The sequence below is a fragment of the Halobacillus litoralis genome, from assembly GCF_020524085.2.
Taxonomy (GTDB): Bacteria; Bacillota; Bacilli; order Bacillales; family Halobacillaceae; genus Halobacillus; species Halobacillus litoralis_E.
This window is the reverse complement of sequence record NZ_CP129016.1, coordinates 351,606-368,105: the sequence shown is the minus strand read 5'-3', so window position 1 is coordinate 368,105 and position 16,500 is coordinate 351,606. Positions and strand designations below refer to the sequence as shown.

Sequence of the window (16,500 nt, the reverse complement as noted above, 5' to 3'; positions counted from 1 at the left end):
TGGTATCAAATCAACAAACCGCTGCACGTAAAAAAATTGACAACCCCCCTCGAGTGGGGGAAAGCTGCATGTGATTCTCTTATGGCGACGTTCGGCCCATCGGAGCTTCCTCCGGATGGTAGATGGCACTACCACCAGGGTGTTTTTCTTGAAAGTATGCGACAGCTGAAAGAAATCGTCGGCGGGGATGAATACCTGAATTATATTAAAGGGTATGTCGATCACAATATCGATAAAACAGGAAACTTCCTCTGGAACCGTAAAGAGTTGGATGCCATTCAAGCAGGACTTTTACTATTTGAACTGGATGAAAGATATAAAGAAAAAGACACAAGATACAGAGTTGCTGCCAAGAAATTACGCAGCATGTTCCCGACATTGAACCGCACATCTGATGGTGGTTTTTGGCATAAAGACCACTATCCTTACCAAATGTGGCTGGATGGATTGTATATGGGAGGCGTCTTCGCAATGAACTATGCGAAGGCATATAACGAGCCTGAGCTTCTGGATATGGTGCTTGAGCAGGAGCGGTTGATGAGAAAGCATACGCTGGATCATGAAACCGGACTATATCATCACGCTTGGGATGAAAGTAAAGTCCAATCCTGGGCAGATTCTGAAACAGGGAAATCTCCTGAATTCTGGGGAAGAGCCATAGGTTGGTATGGCATCACATATAACGAAATATTAGACTTTTTACCAGCAACCCATGAATCGAGAGTTGAGCTTGAGACAGCCCTTAAAAATCTTGCAGAAAGCCTTGTTCAGTATCAGGATGAAGAGAACGGTCTTTGGTACCAAGTGGTTGATAAACCTGAACGAAGTGATAACTGGATTGAAACTTCTTGCTCTGCTTTGTTTATTTATACCATTGCCCGAGCGATTCGAAACGGGCATTTAGATGAGAGCTTTAAAGAAAAAGCAATTAAAGGCTATCGGGGTCTTTTGGAAAGAATGGAATTCAACGAGGAAGGACAGTTCGTCATGCCGGAAATTTGTATCGGGACAGGTGTTGGAGACTATGAGCACTACATTAATCGACCGAAAACAGCGAACGATCTTCACGGGGTTGGATCCTTTGTCCTCTGTAGTATCGAAATGCAGCACCTAATCCCTGAGTTGTAAAATAAATTTTCATAAAAATGGAGTTGAAACCATGAGGAAATTTGCTGTTTGCGGAGTGAGCAAACGGGCGAATGATATGTTCATTCGTCCGATGATTGACACGTTCGCCTCTACAAGTGAACTCGTCGGGCTTCTGGATAACGACCCGAAGCGCTTCGCCGTCTGTAAATCTACTTTTCCTAATATCGCACATGTTCCGGAGTATGATGAAAAGGAATTCAATCGGATGGTATCAGAAACAAATCCTGATACGATTATTGTTGCAAGCCGGGACGATACGCATGTGGAGTATATTATAAAGGCATTAGAAAAAAACATTGATGTGATTACAGAAAAACCGATGACTACGACAGCCCGTGACAGTCACCGTGTCATGGAAGCTGAGAAGAAAAGTAAAGGAAAAGTGACAGTTACATTCAATTATCGTTACAGCCCCTATCATATGAAAATCAAAGAATTGATATTATCAGGAAAGGTCGGCCGAGTAACCTCTGTGGATCTGAACTGGTACATTGATACCTATCATGGATCGAGCTATTTCCAACGTTGGAACCGAAAGAGAGAATACTCCGGTGGATTATCGATCCATAAATCTTCCCACCATTTTGATCTGGTCAACTGGTGGCTTGATCAGAAGCCTGTCGAAGTTTTTGCTTTTGGCGCTCTCAATTACTATGGGGATGAAAGTGTTCATAATCCAGTGAAGGAAGATGGACGCCATTGTAAAACCTGTCAGGTTAAACTTGAGTGCCCGTACTATACCAGGTGGAATTCAAGGAGTAACAGTGCGGTCGTGAAAGATGACCATATTGATTCTGACGAAGCGAGAAAAGACGGATATACCAATTACCGCCCTGACCAATGCGTCTTTGATTCAGATATTGAAATTGAAGATACGTACACTGCGACGGTCCGTTATGACCAGGGGAGCCTTGTTGAGTTATTCCATTAACTTTTCCCTTCCTTATGAAGGGTACAGACTTGCCATCAACGGGACCGAGGGACGGATAGAAACGACAGAATGGCACGCGCCTTCCCGGGTGCCGTTCCCTGTCCCGGAGCAGACCATCGAGTATTTTCCTCTTTTTGGATCAAAAGAAACAATTCATGTCTTGAAGCAGGAAGGGGGGCATGGAGGGGGGGATCCTATTATCCAAGAAGACATTTTCATGGGAGAAGACCCCGCTCGTCCTTACAGCGTTCTTTCTGGAAGTGAAGACGGAGCTTATGCCGTAACCACAGGGGAAGCGGTATGGAAATCTGTGAAAGCAAAGCAGGCGATCCAGATTGAGGATTTATTCCATCAGCCCACTTATAGTGGATGAATTGTGCACCTATGAAAAGGTCTAGGAGAAGATTAATACCAGGGGAGGTTTTGATGATGAATGGAGGACGTTTACTTACAGGAGTTCTTGCTTTATGTAACTGGGTGACACACTTCGCCTTACTGAACCTATTATGGGTCGGATGTACACTGCTTGGTGGTTTCGTTTTCGGGATCGCTCCAAGTACAATCGCACTATATACCGTTACACGAAAAGCGGCTCATGGAGAGACCGATATAAAAATCACAAACACTTTCTGGAACACGTTTAAGAAAGAATTCTTTCGTGCGAACAGTCTGGGTTTTCTTCTCACTATCATAGGTGTCGTCTGTTTTTATGATTTACACTTTTTCCGTCAATTCGATGGAGTGATCTATGAGGTGCTTGCGACAATCGCGCTCATTTCCTGCCTGACGTTTATCATTCTTCTTATGTACATTCTTCCTGTATTCGTTCATTACGATTTAAAGATCCTGGCGTCGATTAAACAAGCGTTGCTCATCGGATTCTTAAAACCTAGAAATTTGATGTTGATGATTGTTACCGGGTTGTCTACTTACTACTTTTTCATTAGTTTTCCTGGTTTCATTCCAATTTTTGGATTCACGGTTTTTGCTCATTTGAATATGTGGATCGGACTGAAATGCTTTGAAAATATTGAAGAAATCAAAGTGGAAAGTCAGGCTGCTTAATAGAAAAACATTCTTTTGGTCCCTGTAGTTTATGGGGGCCTATTTATTTGGAAGAGTAGGTGGGGGTGACGCATGGAAATCATATTTATATTTTTGAATATCATTGTCCCAGTCTTCATTTTAATAGGCGTTGGTGCGGGGATGCATAAAGCCTTCAAGCTTGACTTGTTTACGTTGGCAAAGCTGAATATCTATTTTCTGAGCCCTGGCTTCGTTCTTATCAATCTTTATGAATCTTCTTTTTCGATCGATTTGTTAGGGGGAAGTCGTTCTCTTCTTTTCCCTATTCATATGCGCGCTTTATATCATCGTTCAACTCATATCAAGAGTATTGAACTTCAACAAGGGAGTACGAGGTGTATTTACAAATAGCGTTGTTCTCTATAATTCTGGAAACTATGGGATTCCAGTGAATGACCTGGCATTCAAGCAAGATCCATTTGCTGCAACAATTCAGGTGATCGTCATGACGTTGCAAAATGTTTTTTCTTATACATTCGGAATCTTTTCATTGAGGGCTGTAGAGGAAGGACAACTGCGGGCTTTGGTTGGATTGTTGAAAATGCCTGCAATTTACGCCATGACGCTTGGGGTGCTGCTGAATATTGGAGATGTGAATGTACCTGAATTCCTGATTAAGCCGGGAGAATATGTGGCTGATGCCATGGTAGGAATTGCTTTAATAACGCTCGGTGCCCAAGTAGCTCAGCTAACTTTCAAGTTCAAACTGCTTGTCGTGTACATAAGCTTGACCATCCGCTTAATCTTGGGACCGGCGCTCGCTTTTCTAATTATTTGGGGACTGGGTTTTGAAGGCCTACTTGCTCAAGCCTTATTGATTTCCTCAGGCATGCCAAGCTCTGTGAACAGTGCGATCATCGCTCAGGAATATCGCAATGAACCAGAGCTAGCCGCTCAAATTGTTTTAGCTTCCACTGTATTCAGTATGATTACGGTGACCCTTACGATTTATTTCTCCCAAGTGTTGTTTTGAATCAGAACCTTATCCAATGCTTGAGCGGCGAATTTTGCTCAACCAGTGACTCGGCCACGAGGCCAGCGACTTTTTGAGCACCGCCTTCATTCAAGTGAGTATCATCACGAGCACCTTCAGGGAAGTTTACGGAATCTCCTGGTTTTAACCACATGAAGTGTTCTTTGGAACGTTCGGGACCGATCTCCAGAAGAAGAGAGTTGGTTTTTACTGTCATGTCGATCAGCATGACAGAGTGAGCATCAGCCACTTCTCTCATCGCACTAGGGAAATGGCTGTGGGTTTGTTCCAACGTATGTTCGTCCAGGTACTTTCTTCGCTGGATCGGAGTCAGAAGGACGGGGGGTTGCCCCCTTAGAACGCGCGGCTTCAATAAATGTGCATAAGTTTTCCTGATACGTCGTGTATGGATCCGTCCGCCGGTGTTCGTCCGGCTTACTGTCATTGTGTCCGAATTGGATGAAAAGATAGTCCCCTTCTGTTAAGGAGGAGTTTATTTTCTGCAGACGACCTTCAGACAGGAAACTTTTCGAGCTTCTTCCATTTGTAGCTTTATAATGCACACTTCATCTGTGAAGTAAGAGAAAAGTTTCTGTCCCCACCCCATTTGTGGATGGGAAGAAGAGGGATAATCCGCCATGGTTGAATCGCCTGCTAAAAAAATGGTTGGTTTTTTCATCTATGACTTCCTCCGAGTTTGACAAGATTCGGTGATTCTTAATTCGGGTTCAAGGTAAATGCTCTGTTCTACACTTTCTTCATTAATTAAACGCATGACAACATCGGCTAATTTTTCTGTAATGGTGTGAAGAGGGACACCTACAGTGGATAAAGGAATTTCGAAGCTTTCTGTCGCTGGGATGTTGTCGTAACTGATGATGGATACATCCCCGGGGATGTACAGCCCCTTTTCGTGGATCGCCCTCAAAATTCCTTTAGACAAATCATGGCTTCCGCTAATAATGGCTGTAGGGAAAGTTTGTTCTGCAAATACCTTTTTCGCAGCTTCATAGCCATCGTAAGATTCCAAATCTTCGACAGAAATAACAGATGAGGTAGCTGCGATTCCGTTCTCCTGTACGGCTTCAAGAAAACCGTTCACTTTTTCTTCTTGAAGGTGATCAACTTTTGTCACCCCGCCGATATAGGTGATTTCTTCATGATCATGATCGGATAAATATTTAACCGCTGATCGCACCGCTTGTTTCCGGTTGACGTCTACCGTAGGGAAAGGCGATCCTTCATGAGCAATTCCGTACGTGATGATTGGGACGGTGGAGTTTGCTGGATCTGGTGAATTTCTTTCATCAAAAGCAATAATAGCATCGACCTGATAACGGTTGAATGTATTGATGGCATGATTCATATCGTTTATGGAAATCAGAGTCGTGTAGGATAGCTCTTCCAATCGTTTGTTCAAACCCGTAATTAAAGCTGAATGTGTGACACGTTCGATGGTCGGCCAAACGACCCCGATGGTGTGGGATTTCTTTGACACGAGACTTCTTGCAGCAACGTTCGGCTGGTAGCCGAGTTGTTCCGCGATTCTTATGATTTTTTGTTTCGTCGGTTCTTTGACAAGCGGACTGTCCCTGAGCGCTTTAGAAACCGTCGAATAGCTGACATCAGCAGCTTTGGCAATATCCTTGATGGTAACTCCCATGGATGGACCTCCATTTCTGAATGACTGTCATGATTATAAAAAATTATTACACGATAAACAATGAGAAACCATTGATTTTTCCAGGGCATTCCTCTTTATGAGGATCTTCGTTGACAAAGAAAGCCTTTACATTTACAATAATAACAACGTTGTTATTAAAGCGCAAGTGAGTAGGAAATTGAACCTTAAGGAGGTTTTTCATTCTTATGAATTCATTATTTTCTTTGGACGGTAAAGTCGCTCTCGTTACTGGGGCAAGCCGGGGATTAGGACAAGGCATATCGGTTGGCCTCGCCAAAGCTGGAGCTGAAGTGATCGGTGTTGGAACGAAAACTCTGCAATCGACGAAAGAAGCAGTGGAGGGTGTTGGAGGCACCTTCCATGCCTTGATTTCAGACCTCGGTGAAAATGGGGCAGCTGAAAAACTGGCTGCTGATGCCCTTGCGATTACAGGTCGAGTGGATATACTCGTAAACAACGCAGGCATTATCAGAAGGTCTGAGGCAAAAGACTTTTCGAATGAGGATTGGTTTGATGTCATTGACGTGAATCAGCATGCAGTATTTCAATTATGCAGGGAGATTGGAAATCACATGCTTGAAAATAAATCTGGAAAAATCATCAATATTGCATCGATGCTTTCTTACCAAGGAGGTCTTAAAGTCCCAGCCTATACAGCCAGTAAGCATGCCGTGGCAGGTCTGACCAAATCATTTGCGAATGAGTGGGGAAGTCAAGGCGTCAATGTAAATGCCATTGCGCCGGGATACATGGCCACAGACAATACGGCGCCAATCAGGGAAAATGAAGAAAGAAATGCCTACATCACTTCACGGATACCTCAAGGAAGATGGGGAAGCCCAGAAGATCTCCAAGGTGCCGCTGTTTTTCTAGCTTCAGATGCTTCGAATTATGTGAATGGACATATTTTAAACGTAGATGGAGGATGGATGAGTTCATAGTTTTATTACTCTACTTAACTAAAATCATACCGAATAGGGAGGAGAATGAAAATGGAAGTACGATATGCGACAAACCCGACAGATTTTAAAAGTTATGATGGTGAACGTTTGAGAAGTGACTTTCTAGTAGAGTCTTTATTCGTTGAAGGGGAAGTTAATATGGTTTATTCCCATTACGATCGTGTCATTACAGGTGGAGCTGTGCCTACGGTTAGGCCACTGAAACTTGAAGACGCGGAAACTTTGAAAACGGAATTCTTCCTTGAACGAAGAGAAGTGGGTATCATCAATATTTCAGATGGAAAAGGAAAAGTGACGGTTGACGGAGAAACGTACGAGTTGAATAAACGGGATTGTCTTTATGTCGGTCGTGGAAATGAAGATATACAACTTGATAGTGTAGATGCATCTCAACCGGCTCGTTTTTATCTTGCTTCTGCAACCGCTCACAAAGAATATCCAACAAAAAAATTGCCAATTGAGGAAGCGACACCGACGAAGCTGGGATCTGATGCGGAATCGAACAATCGGACCATTTATAAGTATATCCACGAAGACGGTCTGCAAAGCTGTCAGCTCATGATGGGCATGACTTTACTTGCCCCGAATAACATGTGGAATACGATGCCTCCTCATGTTCACGACCGCCGGATGGAAGCATACTTGTATTTCGACATGGACGAAGATTCACGAGTTTTTCATTTTATGGGGAAACCGGATGATACTCGTCATCTGGTCGTTAAGAATGAACAGGTTGTTCTTTCTCCTCCATGGTCAATCCACTCCGGAGTTGGAACAAATAACTATACATTCATTTGGGCTATGGCAGGAGAAAATTACACATTTACAGATATGGATCATGTGAAAATGGATGAATTGAAATAACTAAAAAGCCGTCACATTCGACAAGCCGTTGGATGTGACGGCTTTTCCACTACCTAGCCATTGTATGTGGTTTTAAGTCCGGTCATGAGCGTAGGAGGCGATTTTAATGGAAGTCGATCATTATCTTCAGAATATTTATGATGAAATCACTCAAAAAAATATGTTAATGAATCAGGAGGGGAAAGGTAAAGTTAAAGAAATTCTAGGGACCTTTCCGCTTCCAGAAGAGGAAAGAATCGAGTGGATTGAAGACCCTGTAGATTGTGGGGACTATATCAGAGAAAGGGTTCAGTTTCTTTCTACTGAAGGTCTTCATGTCCCCATGTTTATTTTGACACCGAAGGCGCATGGGAAAGAAATCCCTTGTGTGGTAGCCATACATGGTCACGGGAATGGGAGCTTAGATGTTATAGGAAGTGAATCCAATGTTTCTTCCCACCACCATTTTGCTGTTCAACTTGTGAGAACGGGAATTAAAGTCTTTGCCCCAGAAATGATTGGGTTCGGTGAACGCCGGCTTAAAGAGGATATAGATAGAGGGAAGGAAAATTCCTGTTATGCTCTTGCGGCTAGAATGTTGATGACTGGAAAGTCGCTTCCCGGTTTGCGTGTTTTTGAGGTGATAAGAACTCTGGATATCATCCAAGCACATTTTAATGGTGAGAATCTCGGTGTGATGGGTTTCTCTGGGGGTGGGTGGATCGCTGCTCTTACTGCTCTTGTAGATGAAAGGGTCTCTGCCACCGTTTTATCCGGATTCACGAGTACGTTCAAGGGGAGCATCTATCATACGGATCATTGCCTAGACAATTACTTGCCTGGAATTTTAGAAGTAGGGGAGCTTCCAAGTTTACTGGGTGGCATTGCCCCTAGACCTTTATTCATTGAGCATGGTAGAAAAGATCATTGTTTTCCTGTAACTCACGCTAATGATGCGCTTGAAACTATAAGAAGTGTGTACCGTGTATACCATGCAGAAGACAATGTGGAAACTCATTTCTTTGATGGCGGACATGAAGTAAACGGACAGGTAAGTAGTCGATGGGTGAAAGAACGGTTGAGTGAATAAAAGAAGTCCCGTTTTTATTGAATAGAAGCGGGACTTCTTTTTTACGTCATAAAAGAAGACACGGGGACGAAACTCTATGTGGGTAGAATTTTCCGGAAAATCTTTTGAAAATTCTAATTATAATCTCGTCATTAGGGTATGGTAGAATACTAGGACTTATGCCGAGCGGTGGCGTATGTTGTAATAATCTGTTAGTTTTAGAGAGAGTGAGTTCATGGTATCTTTGGAACTAGATAAGGATGTGAAAGTTAGTGGATGAGTTAGCGTACCTGATGATCTTCTTTGTTATTGTGCTTGTTGTAGGTCTTTGGGAGAAATATAAGCTTGATCGCCGACTGAAAAAAATTCCTACCAGGATTCTTGTGAACGGAATTCGGGGTAAGTCGACGGTCACTCGTCTTGTTATGGGAATTCTGAAACAAGACGGGCGGAAAGTGGTTGGAAAAACGACAGGGACGTCAGCACGGATGTTTTATTGGGATAAGGATGAGGAAGAACCGATTGTCCGTGGTCTGCAAGGCCCGAATATTAATGAACAATTGAAGATTACGGAACAAGTGGTAAAGCGGCGTGCGGATGCTTTTGTCAGTGAATGTATGGCTGTAAACCCTGAATATCAGAAGGTCTTCCAGGAGCGGTTGGTGAAGGCGAATATTACCATTATCGCCAATGTCATTGAAGACCATATGGATGTGATGGGCCCGACTCTGGATGATATTGCGGAAGCTTTCAGTTCGACCATTCCGGAAAACGGCTATGTCATCATACCGGAAACGCCATATCAGAAGTATTTTGAGAAGGTCGCGCGTCGGAAGAATTCGAAAGTCGTCGTTGCGGATGAAAGCTGGATTGATGAAGCGTACTTACAAAAGTTCCCGTTCATGATTTTCCCTCAAAATGCGGCGCTTGCGATGGCTGTTGCGGAAATTTTGGATATCGATCGTGAAGTGGCGCTCGAAGGGATGCTGCAGGCACCTGTCGATCCAGGGGCGATGCGTGTCCACCGTTTCGGTAAGGAGGAAGCGCCTAAGTACTTCTTTAACGGCTTCGCAGCGAATGATACCACTTCAACGTTGAATATTTGGGAAAGAATTCAACAGTTGGATTACCCGGATCAGGAGCGTACGGTCGTCATGAGCTGCCGCAGTGACCGAGTAGAGCGGACGATTGATTTTGCAGAAAATGTCCTGCCTCATATCGAAATGGAGCGGTTAATTGTCATGGGAGAAAGTGTGTGGCCGATTACCAAAGCTTATGAGGAAGGGAAAATCAGGCCTCTCAATCTTATAAACTTGGAAAAAGCATCGACGGAGGTTATTGTCGATCATCTGAAAGAGCTTCCGGATGATAGTGTCATTTACGGAATCGGAAACATCGTCGGAGCTGGTGAGAAAGTGGCGGCGGCTGTCGAGGAGCTTGAATTCCGTCCTTCTTCCCGAGAAGAAACAGGCTGGGATGTCATAGAAGAGTCGGAAGCGAGCCGATCTTTTTCTCGAAAGGTTCTGCAGACGAACAAATAATGGTAGGGAGTTGGAGTCCACGTGTTCGGTACTGATTTATATATCGCGATTGTCATTGGTGTTTTATTAAGTTTGTTGTATGCAGAGAAAACAGGAATCGTGCCCGCGGGTCTGGTTGTCCCGGGCTACATAGCTTTGATATTCGATCAAGTGATGTACGTATTAGCTGTTGGATTGATCAGCTTGGTTACATACTTACTCGTTTCTCAAGTTCTCTCAAGATTTACGGTTCTTTACGGCCGTCGTAAATTTGCTGCGATGTTGACCGTCGGGGTTTTGATGAAAATGTCGATGGATTATTTATACCCCCTTACCCCATTTCCTGTCATGGAATTAAGGGGAATCGGAGTCATTGTGCCCGGATTGATCGCAAACTCGATACAAAAGCAGGGCGTGCTGCCTACATTTAGTGCCACTTTCCTTATTGCGTTCGCAACTTTTGTATTGATTACGGCGTACCATTTGATTTAGAGGAGATTTTTCAATGGAAGAAAAAGATCTTAAATATAAGATGAAAGTATGGACAAAGAAGCATAAAAAGAAAGCGCCTTTCCATTCCATGGTGCTCGCAGCTCTATTGGCTGTGCCTTTCTTCGGTCATCAATGGATCGATAAGCCGGAGATGCCGCAAGATACACGCCCGGATGATGTGGAGTTCAGAATTTCGATGGTCGGGGATATGATGCTTGGACGTCACGTCCGTGATGCCGCTGTGAGAAGTGGAGAGCCGATTGGCCGTGTGTTTGATTATGTGACTCCATACTTTGAAGAGTCTGATTATGTCACAGGGAATTTCGAAAACCCGGTTATTGATGCAGAGAATCCTGAAGTTGAGGCCGTCATGGAAGATTTTGAACTTCGAAATAAAGACATCCATCTGTATGCAGAAAAAGGTGCTGAAGAGGCGCTGGTGGATGCTGGCTTCGATTCTGTCAATCTAGCAAACAACCATATGATGGATTATGGGAATCTTTCATTAGAAGAAACCCTGAAACATATGGAAGACCTCGATCTTGATCTGCTGGGAATCGGCCGGGCTCTAGATCCTGCTGAAGGAATGTTTGAGGAAGAGGAAACATTGACCGATGCAGGTAAGATTCATTACTTCGATGCGAACGGAAGAAGTGTCGCGATTCTAGGGTTCACGGATGTATTCGTACAAGGTTACAGTGCCAGTGAATACGTCGGCGGGGTTTTGACGAATGCTGGTCTAGGCGTTTTGCAAAGTCGTATTCGTGAAGCGAAAGAGCAAGCAGACATTGTTATGGTCCATACACACTGGGGTGATGAATACCAAGTCGGTTCAAATGATACACAGGAAACGCTTGCGTATTTGATGACCGATATGGGGGCGGATGTCATCATCGGCCACCATTCTCACGTACTTGAGCCCATCACTCGTGTACATATCGAGAGAGACCCGGATGACCCACAAAGTGAAGATAAGACGTCGATCGTCATGAACAGTCTCGGGAATTTCGTCTTCGACCAGGGCTGGTCGCGTACGAAAGACTCGACACTTGCTCAACTTGACTTTTTACAAAATGGGGGAGCGGAACTTTCCTTCATACCTATGCAAATATCTGATACGAGACCGAGAGAAACAGATGGAATTTTGAAACCATTCCGAGATTACCGTATTTTCCGCACGCTTAGGAAAAAGCTGGATGATGAACTATGGCGGATGGAAGACGGCAGACTTGTGATCGATTTGAAAAAAGCTGGCGTCATTGAAGGATAGGAGGTCCACAGGTTTGAATGATTTGAAAGTGACCTATATACTAGCCGGCATCATTTTCGTCGGCTTAGTTGGATGGAATGTATATTTTGAAGAAGAGTTTGACCAGTTCCGTGAACCTTATGAAGTCCAAGGTCGTGAGGAGACGGTTGAAGTGGATACTTCTTCAGAGGAAGAAGCTTTTGTGTATGGCGTCAGTGCTGTACATCCCCTTGCTGTAGAAGCAGGGATGAAGGTGCTTAACGAGGGAGGTAATGCTGCTGAAGCAGCCATTGCTGTTTCCTTTGTGCTGAATGTCGTTGAACCTTATGGCTCCGGGATTGGCGGGGGTGGACAAATGATTGTCCACGAACCGGATGAAGGAGCCATCACGTACGATTACCGCGAAGCAGCTCCTGTCAGTGGGGCGCATCCACAACGCGGAATTGCTGTGCCTGGCTTTGTGAAGGGGATGGGCGACGTCTATGAAGATTACGGGGATGAAATGGAATGGAATGAGCTGCTTGAAGATGCCGTCACTCACAGTGAAGAAGGCATCAAAGTCGGGCGGATTTTTAATGAGCAGCTTCAAAACTCAAGACGTTTCATTCAATCAGGAAATGAAGACCCGGCCATTTACAACATGTTTTATCCTGAAGATCGTCCGTTGCAGATTAATGACACCCTTGTTCAAGCAGAGCTTGCGGAGACTTTGAAAAAGTTGCAACAGAGGGGGGCGGAATCTTTCTATGAAGGAGAGATCGCTGACTCACTTACCAGTCAACTAGGTTTTCAACCGGGAGACCTTGAAGCTTACGAAGTTGGTAAACGTCCTGCTCCAAAAGGTGAATTCAAAGGCCAGACCTTGTATGCCGGCTCTTCTCCGACATCAGGAATCATCGTCATCCAGGCATTGAAAATGCTGGAACTGTTGGAAGCGAATCTGGATGAAGTGCTGGAAGAGGAATATGCCCTGCCTGGTGGCGGGTGGCCTGCCTTTCTAGATGGAAATCTTCCTGAAAATATGGAGCAAATCGTCAATGATCAACAATATGAAGATATTTATATCCACCTTGTGAACAAAATCGTCGACAAGGTTTATACCGATCGAGTGTACACACTGGGTGATCCAGCATTTGAAGAAGTGGAGCAGGAAAAATTGACCTCTACGGATTATACAGAGCAGTTGTTTGAGGAGGAATTTTCTGTCGGTAGTGGGGCACTGACAAGTTCCGCGGATCTGTACACCGCCCCAGGTGAGAAAGCCGATCACCGCAATACGACGCATTTTGTTGTGGTCGATAAGGACGGGATGATGGTTTCTGCGACCAACTCGCTGGGGAAATTCTTCGGCTCAGGCTTGTACATCGATGGTTTCTTTTTAAATCACCAAATGAACAATTTCGATACAGCGGAGGATTCCATGAACGCTTATGAACCAGGCAAACGCCCCCGTTCGTTCGTCTCACCGATGATTTTCGAAAAAGATGGAAAAGCGGTCCTCGGCATTGGTTCTCCAGGTGGAAAAAGGATCCCGGCGATGCTGATCCAAACCTTGATCCAGTACGAATATGGACGGAATGAAGACACTGGTGAGCAGCTGACCTTGCAGGAAGCGATCAGCCGCACTCGTTTTTACACAGAAGATAACGTCGTCCATGTTGAAAACTTAATCGAGCAGCAGCCAATCGCCCGCTTAAGGGATCTGAAAGGCTACTCTGTTATTGAACATGATTCCCCTGTTTTCTATGGTGGAATTCAGGGACTCGGAATTCGCACAAACGGGGATGTCCTCCAAATGTACGGAGGCGGAGATCCTCGACGTTTAGGAACATGGCAAATTGGAAACCAGAATGGCATGGATGATGTGAATACAGCGGAATAGATGAAAAAGGCCTCTCCTTAATAGGAGAGGCCTTTTTTTGGGTTAAACCGTCATATCTTTTTCAATCGCTTTTTTGTCGTTGAAGCGCTCGAGATTCAAGGTCTTCATAACACGTGAGGTCAACGTTCCTGAAGTCATCGCACCATTAACGTTCAATGCTGTCCGCCCCATGTCGATCAAAGGTTCAACCGAAATAAGTAAACCGGCAAGCGCTACAGGAAGGTTCATAGAAGAGAGCACAATTAATGCGGCAAATGTTGCTCCGCCCCCTACACCGGCAACACCGAATGAGCTGATAGCCACGATCAACACAAGCTGAACTAGGAATCCAGGACTCAACGGATCGATTCCCACAGATGGGGCAATCATGACAGCAAGCATGGCTGGGTAGATACCGGCACAGCCATTTTGCCCGATAGTCGCACCGAAGGAAGCAGACATGTTTGCGACACCTTCTTCAACCCCGAGGCTGTTTTTCTGCGCAGAAATATTAAGCGGAATCGTCCCTGCACTGGATCTTGATGTGAAGGCAAAGCTGAGAACGGGCAGTACTTTTCGCAAGTAAGTGAAAGGGTTTAATCCGAAGATACCGATCAAAACAAGGTGGATGATGAACATCACACCTAATGCGACATAAGAAGCGAGTACAAATTTCCCTAACTCAAGGATTCCGGCTATATCCGTTTTCGCTACGGTGACAGCCATCAGTCCTAGAATTCCAATTGGAGTGAGGCGGAGGACTAGGGTGACGATCCGCATCACGACCGCGTAAAAGGAGTTGACGATTTTGACAAACATTTCTGCTTGTTCCGGCTTTTTGCGACGCACGCCGAGAACAGCAATTCCGATAATGGCAGAGAAGATGACGACGGCGATGGTAGAAGTCGCGCGATCTCCAGTCATGTCAAGGAAAGGGTTCGCTGGGATGAATTCAAGAATCTTTTGTGGTGTGGACATATCCTGAACCTCTGTCAGGCGTTCTTCTAAATATAATCCTCGGCTTTCTTCTGCTTGACCGGCTTCAATTTCACTTGCATCCAAATCAAACAAAAAAGAGCTTCCGATCCCCACAAGTGCTGCAATAGCCGTGGTTCCTACGAGGACACCGATGATCCAAAGGGATATTTTTCCTAATTGGGATGTTTTTTCGAGATTGATGATCGATTGAATAATGGACACCATGATTAATGGGATGACAATCATCATAAGCAAGCGTACATAGCCACGACCGGCAATGTTGTACCAATCTGTTGTCTGCGCGGTGATGTTGGAATCGGTACCAAAGGCAAACTGCAAGTACACACCTAAAAGTACCCCAAGCCCAAGACCCGAAAAGACTCTCTTACTGAAAGAAACGTGTTTTTGCTGCATACGGATGAGGACAAAAATAAGAGCAAAAATAAGAGCGATGTTGACGATCACGAAGAATGTTTCCATGTTCATACGACCTCCTTTTCATTTGTTGAAACGCAGAACATTATCCAAAAGTCAATAACGGTGAAAAAAGGGAGCCTCCCTTTAGAGAAGGTATGAGTGGAACGGTTATTGTATGAACTCAATAAATTGACAAGGAAAAGGAGATGTATTATATTTATCTTGAAACTGAGATAATTGCGTGGAAGCTATAGATAAATGGGAGGCGATCGAATGAATGAATTAAAAGGCATTCACCATGTCACCGCCATAACAAGCAGTGCAGAGAAGAATTATGAATTTTTCACTTATGTCCTTGGCATGCGTCTTGTGAAAAAAACAGTCAACCAGGATGATATTGAAACGTATCATTTATTTTTCGCTGATGATGAGGGGAATCCCGGTACGGATATGACTTTCTTTGACTTTCCTGGTATTCCAAAAGGATCCCATGGAACGAATGAGATTGCGAAAACGTCTTTCCGTGTACCGAGTGACGAGGCTTTGGATTACTGGGTAAAACGGTTCAACCGTTTGGAAGTGAAACACAAAGGAATTCAGGAACGGTTCGGCAAAAAAGTGCTTCCGTTCGTCGATTTCGATGATCAAGCTTATGAACTTGTATCCGATGAAACCGATGAGGGAGTAGCCCCAGGTACACCATGGCAGAACGGGCCCATTCCATTGGCGTACGCCATTACCGGTCTTGGTCCCTTGTACGTGAGAGTCGATAATAGGGAATACTTCAAGGAAATGCTTGAGAAAGTCATGAATTTCAAGGAAGTGAATGAAGAAGGCGCGTTCACCTTGTTCGAAGTGGGGGAAGGTGGAAATGGTGCTTCTGTGATTGTGGAATACAACGCGATTCTCCCGCCGGCCCGTCAAGGGTATGGAACCGTCCACCATGCGGCATTTCGTGTAGAAGACAAGGAAGCACTGGAGTCCTGGATCGAACGTTTATCGAAGTTTGGATTGAGGAACTCAGGATTCGTCAATCGTCATTATTTTGGTTCTTTATATGCTAAAGTTGCCCCGCAGATTTTATTTGAGTGGGCAACGGATGGACCTGGTTTCATGGGTGATGAACCATATGAAACCTTAGGTGAGAAGCTGTCTCTGCCGCCGAAGCTTGAGCCGAAGCGTGAAGAGATTGAAAATTATGTTCGACCGATTGATACGGTTCGAAGTACGAAGAATATAGAAAAAGAATACGAATGAAAGAAAGCCAAGGTGTTGCAGAATGACAC

15 protein-coding genes and 1 pseudogene are annotated in these 16,500 nt (G+C 44.5%); 12 read left to right on the top strand and 4 right to left on the bottom strand.

The annotated features are described in order from the left end of the window. Nucleotides 1–9: 9 nt before the first annotated feature. The 4 genes and pseudogenes from LC065_RS01950 to LC065_RS20325 all read left to right on the top strand — a co-directional run bounded on the left by LC065_RS01950 (nucleotide 10) and on the right by LC065_RS20325 (nucleotide 4,139). Nucleotides 10–1,128, top strand: coding sequence for a glycoside hydrolase family 88/105 protein (locus tag LC065_RS01950; RefSeq protein ID WP_371933437.1), 1,119 nt, complete (start codon nucleotides 10–12; stop codon nucleotides 1,126–1,128). 31 nt (nucleotides 1,129–1,159) lie between these two features. Beyond that, nucleotides 1,160–2,453: pseudogene (locus LC065_RS01945) on the top strand (Gfo/Idh/MocA family protein). Nucleotides 2,454–2,509: 56 nt separating this feature from the next. Continuing rightward, nucleotides 2,510–3,145 carry a YesL family protein gene (locus LC065_RS01940; protein WP_306163711.1) on the top strand — a complete coding sequence of 212 codons (636 nt, stop codon included), beginning with the start codon at nucleotides 2,510–2,512 and terminating at the stop codon, nucleotides 3,143–3,145. A gap of 409 nt (nucleotides 3,146–3,554) precedes the next feature. Further along, complete coding sequence (locus LC065_RS20325) at nucleotides 3,555–4,139, top strand: AEC family transporter (RefSeq protein WP_371933386.1); 585 nt, start codon at nucleotides 3,555–3,557, stop codon at nucleotides 4,137–4,139. A gap of 1 nt (nucleotide 4,140) precedes the next feature. Here the strand turns inward: LC065_RS20325 and LC065_RS01930 are convergent, their stop codons facing one another. The 3 genes from LC065_RS01930 to LC065_RS01920 form a co-directional block, all read right to left on the bottom strand. Next, nucleotides 4,141–4,431 (bottom strand): SGNH/GDSL hydrolase family protein, encoded by a 291-nt coding sequence (locus LC065_RS01930; RefSeq protein ID WP_306163710.1) that lies wholly within the window; start codon nucleotides 4,429–4,431, stop codon nucleotides 4,141–4,143. A 201-nt stretch (nucleotides 4,432–4,632) separates the two neighbouring features. Continuing rightward, nucleotides 4,633–4,818: a hypothetical protein gene (locus LC065_RS01925; RefSeq protein WP_306163709.1), complete on the bottom strand. Its 186-nt coding sequence runs from the start codon at nucleotides 4,816–4,818 to the stop codon at nucleotides 4,633–4,635. Further along, a complete protein-coding gene (locus LC065_RS01920) occupies nucleotides 4,819–5,802 on the bottom strand; it encodes a LacI family DNA-binding transcriptional regulator (RefSeq protein WP_226593765.1) in 984 nt (327 codons plus the stop codon). Between the two features lie 206 nt (nucleotides 5,803–6,008). On the opposite strand from LC065_RS01920, the gene kduD reads away from it, so the two are divergent. The 7 genes from kduD (at nucleotide 6,009) to LC065_RS01885 (ending at nucleotide 13,840) form a co-directional block, all read left to right on the top strand. Continuing rightward, nucleotides 6,009–6,764, top strand: coding sequence for a 2-dehydro-3-deoxy-D-gluconate 5-dehydrogenase KduD (gene kduD / locus LC065_RS01915; protein WP_226593767.1), 756 nt, complete (start codon nucleotides 6,009–6,011; stop codon nucleotides 6,762–6,764). Nucleotides 6,765–6,815: 51 nt separating this feature from the next. Continuing rightward, nucleotides 6,816–7,649, top strand: coding sequence for a 5-dehydro-4-deoxy-D-glucuronate isomerase (gene kduI, locus LC065_RS01910; protein WP_226593769.1), 834 nt, complete (start codon nucleotides 6,816–6,818; stop codon nucleotides 7,647–7,649). A 106-nt stretch (nucleotides 7,650–7,755) separates the two neighbouring features. Next, nucleotides 7,756–8,718, top strand: a complete 963-nt coding sequence (locus tag LC065_RS01905; RefSeq protein WP_226593771.1) for a dienelactone hydrolase family protein — start codon at nucleotides 7,756–7,758, stop codon at nucleotides 8,716–8,718. Nucleotides 8,719–8,990: 272 nt separating this feature from the next. Beyond that, nucleotides 8,991–10,238, top strand: coding sequence for a poly-gamma-glutamate synthase PgsB (pgsB, locus tag LC065_RS01900; protein ID WP_226594119.1), 1,248 nt, complete (start codon nucleotides 8,991–8,993; stop codon nucleotides 10,236–10,238). 21 nt (nucleotides 10,239–10,259) lie between these two features. Further along, a complete protein-coding gene (gene pgsC, locus LC065_RS01895) occupies nucleotides 10,260–10,709 on the top strand; it encodes a poly-gamma-glutamate biosynthesis protein PgsC (protein ID WP_226593773.1) in 450 nt (149 codons plus the stop codon). A gap of 13 nt (nucleotides 10,710–10,722) precedes the next feature. After that, a complete protein-coding gene (locus LC065_RS01890) occupies nucleotides 10,723–11,979 on the top strand; it encodes a CapA family protein (RefSeq protein ID WP_226593775.1) in 1,257 nt (418 codons plus the stop codon). Between the two features lie 13 nt (nucleotides 11,980–11,992). Further along, nucleotides 11,993–13,840, top strand: coding sequence for a gamma-glutamyltransferase family protein (locus LC065_RS01885; RefSeq protein WP_226593777.1), 1,848 nt, complete (start codon nucleotides 11,993–11,995; stop codon nucleotides 13,838–13,840). 42 nt (nucleotides 13,841–13,882) lie between these two features. On the opposite strand, the gene LC065_RS01880 is transcribed toward LC065_RS01885, so the two are convergent. Beyond that, entirely contained in the window at nucleotides 13,883–15,277 is a 1,395-nt protein-coding gene (locus LC065_RS01880) for an L-cystine transporter (protein WP_226593779.1), read from the bottom strand. A 210-nt stretch (nucleotides 15,278–15,487) separates the two neighbouring features. Between LC065_RS01880 and LC065_RS01875 the strand changes: the two genes are divergently transcribed. Then, entirely contained in the window at nucleotides 15,488–16,471 is a 984-nt protein-coding gene (locus LC065_RS01875; RefSeq protein ID WP_226593781.1) for a ring-cleaving dioxygenase, read from the top strand. Nucleotides 16,472–16,500 lie beyond the last annotated feature (29 nt).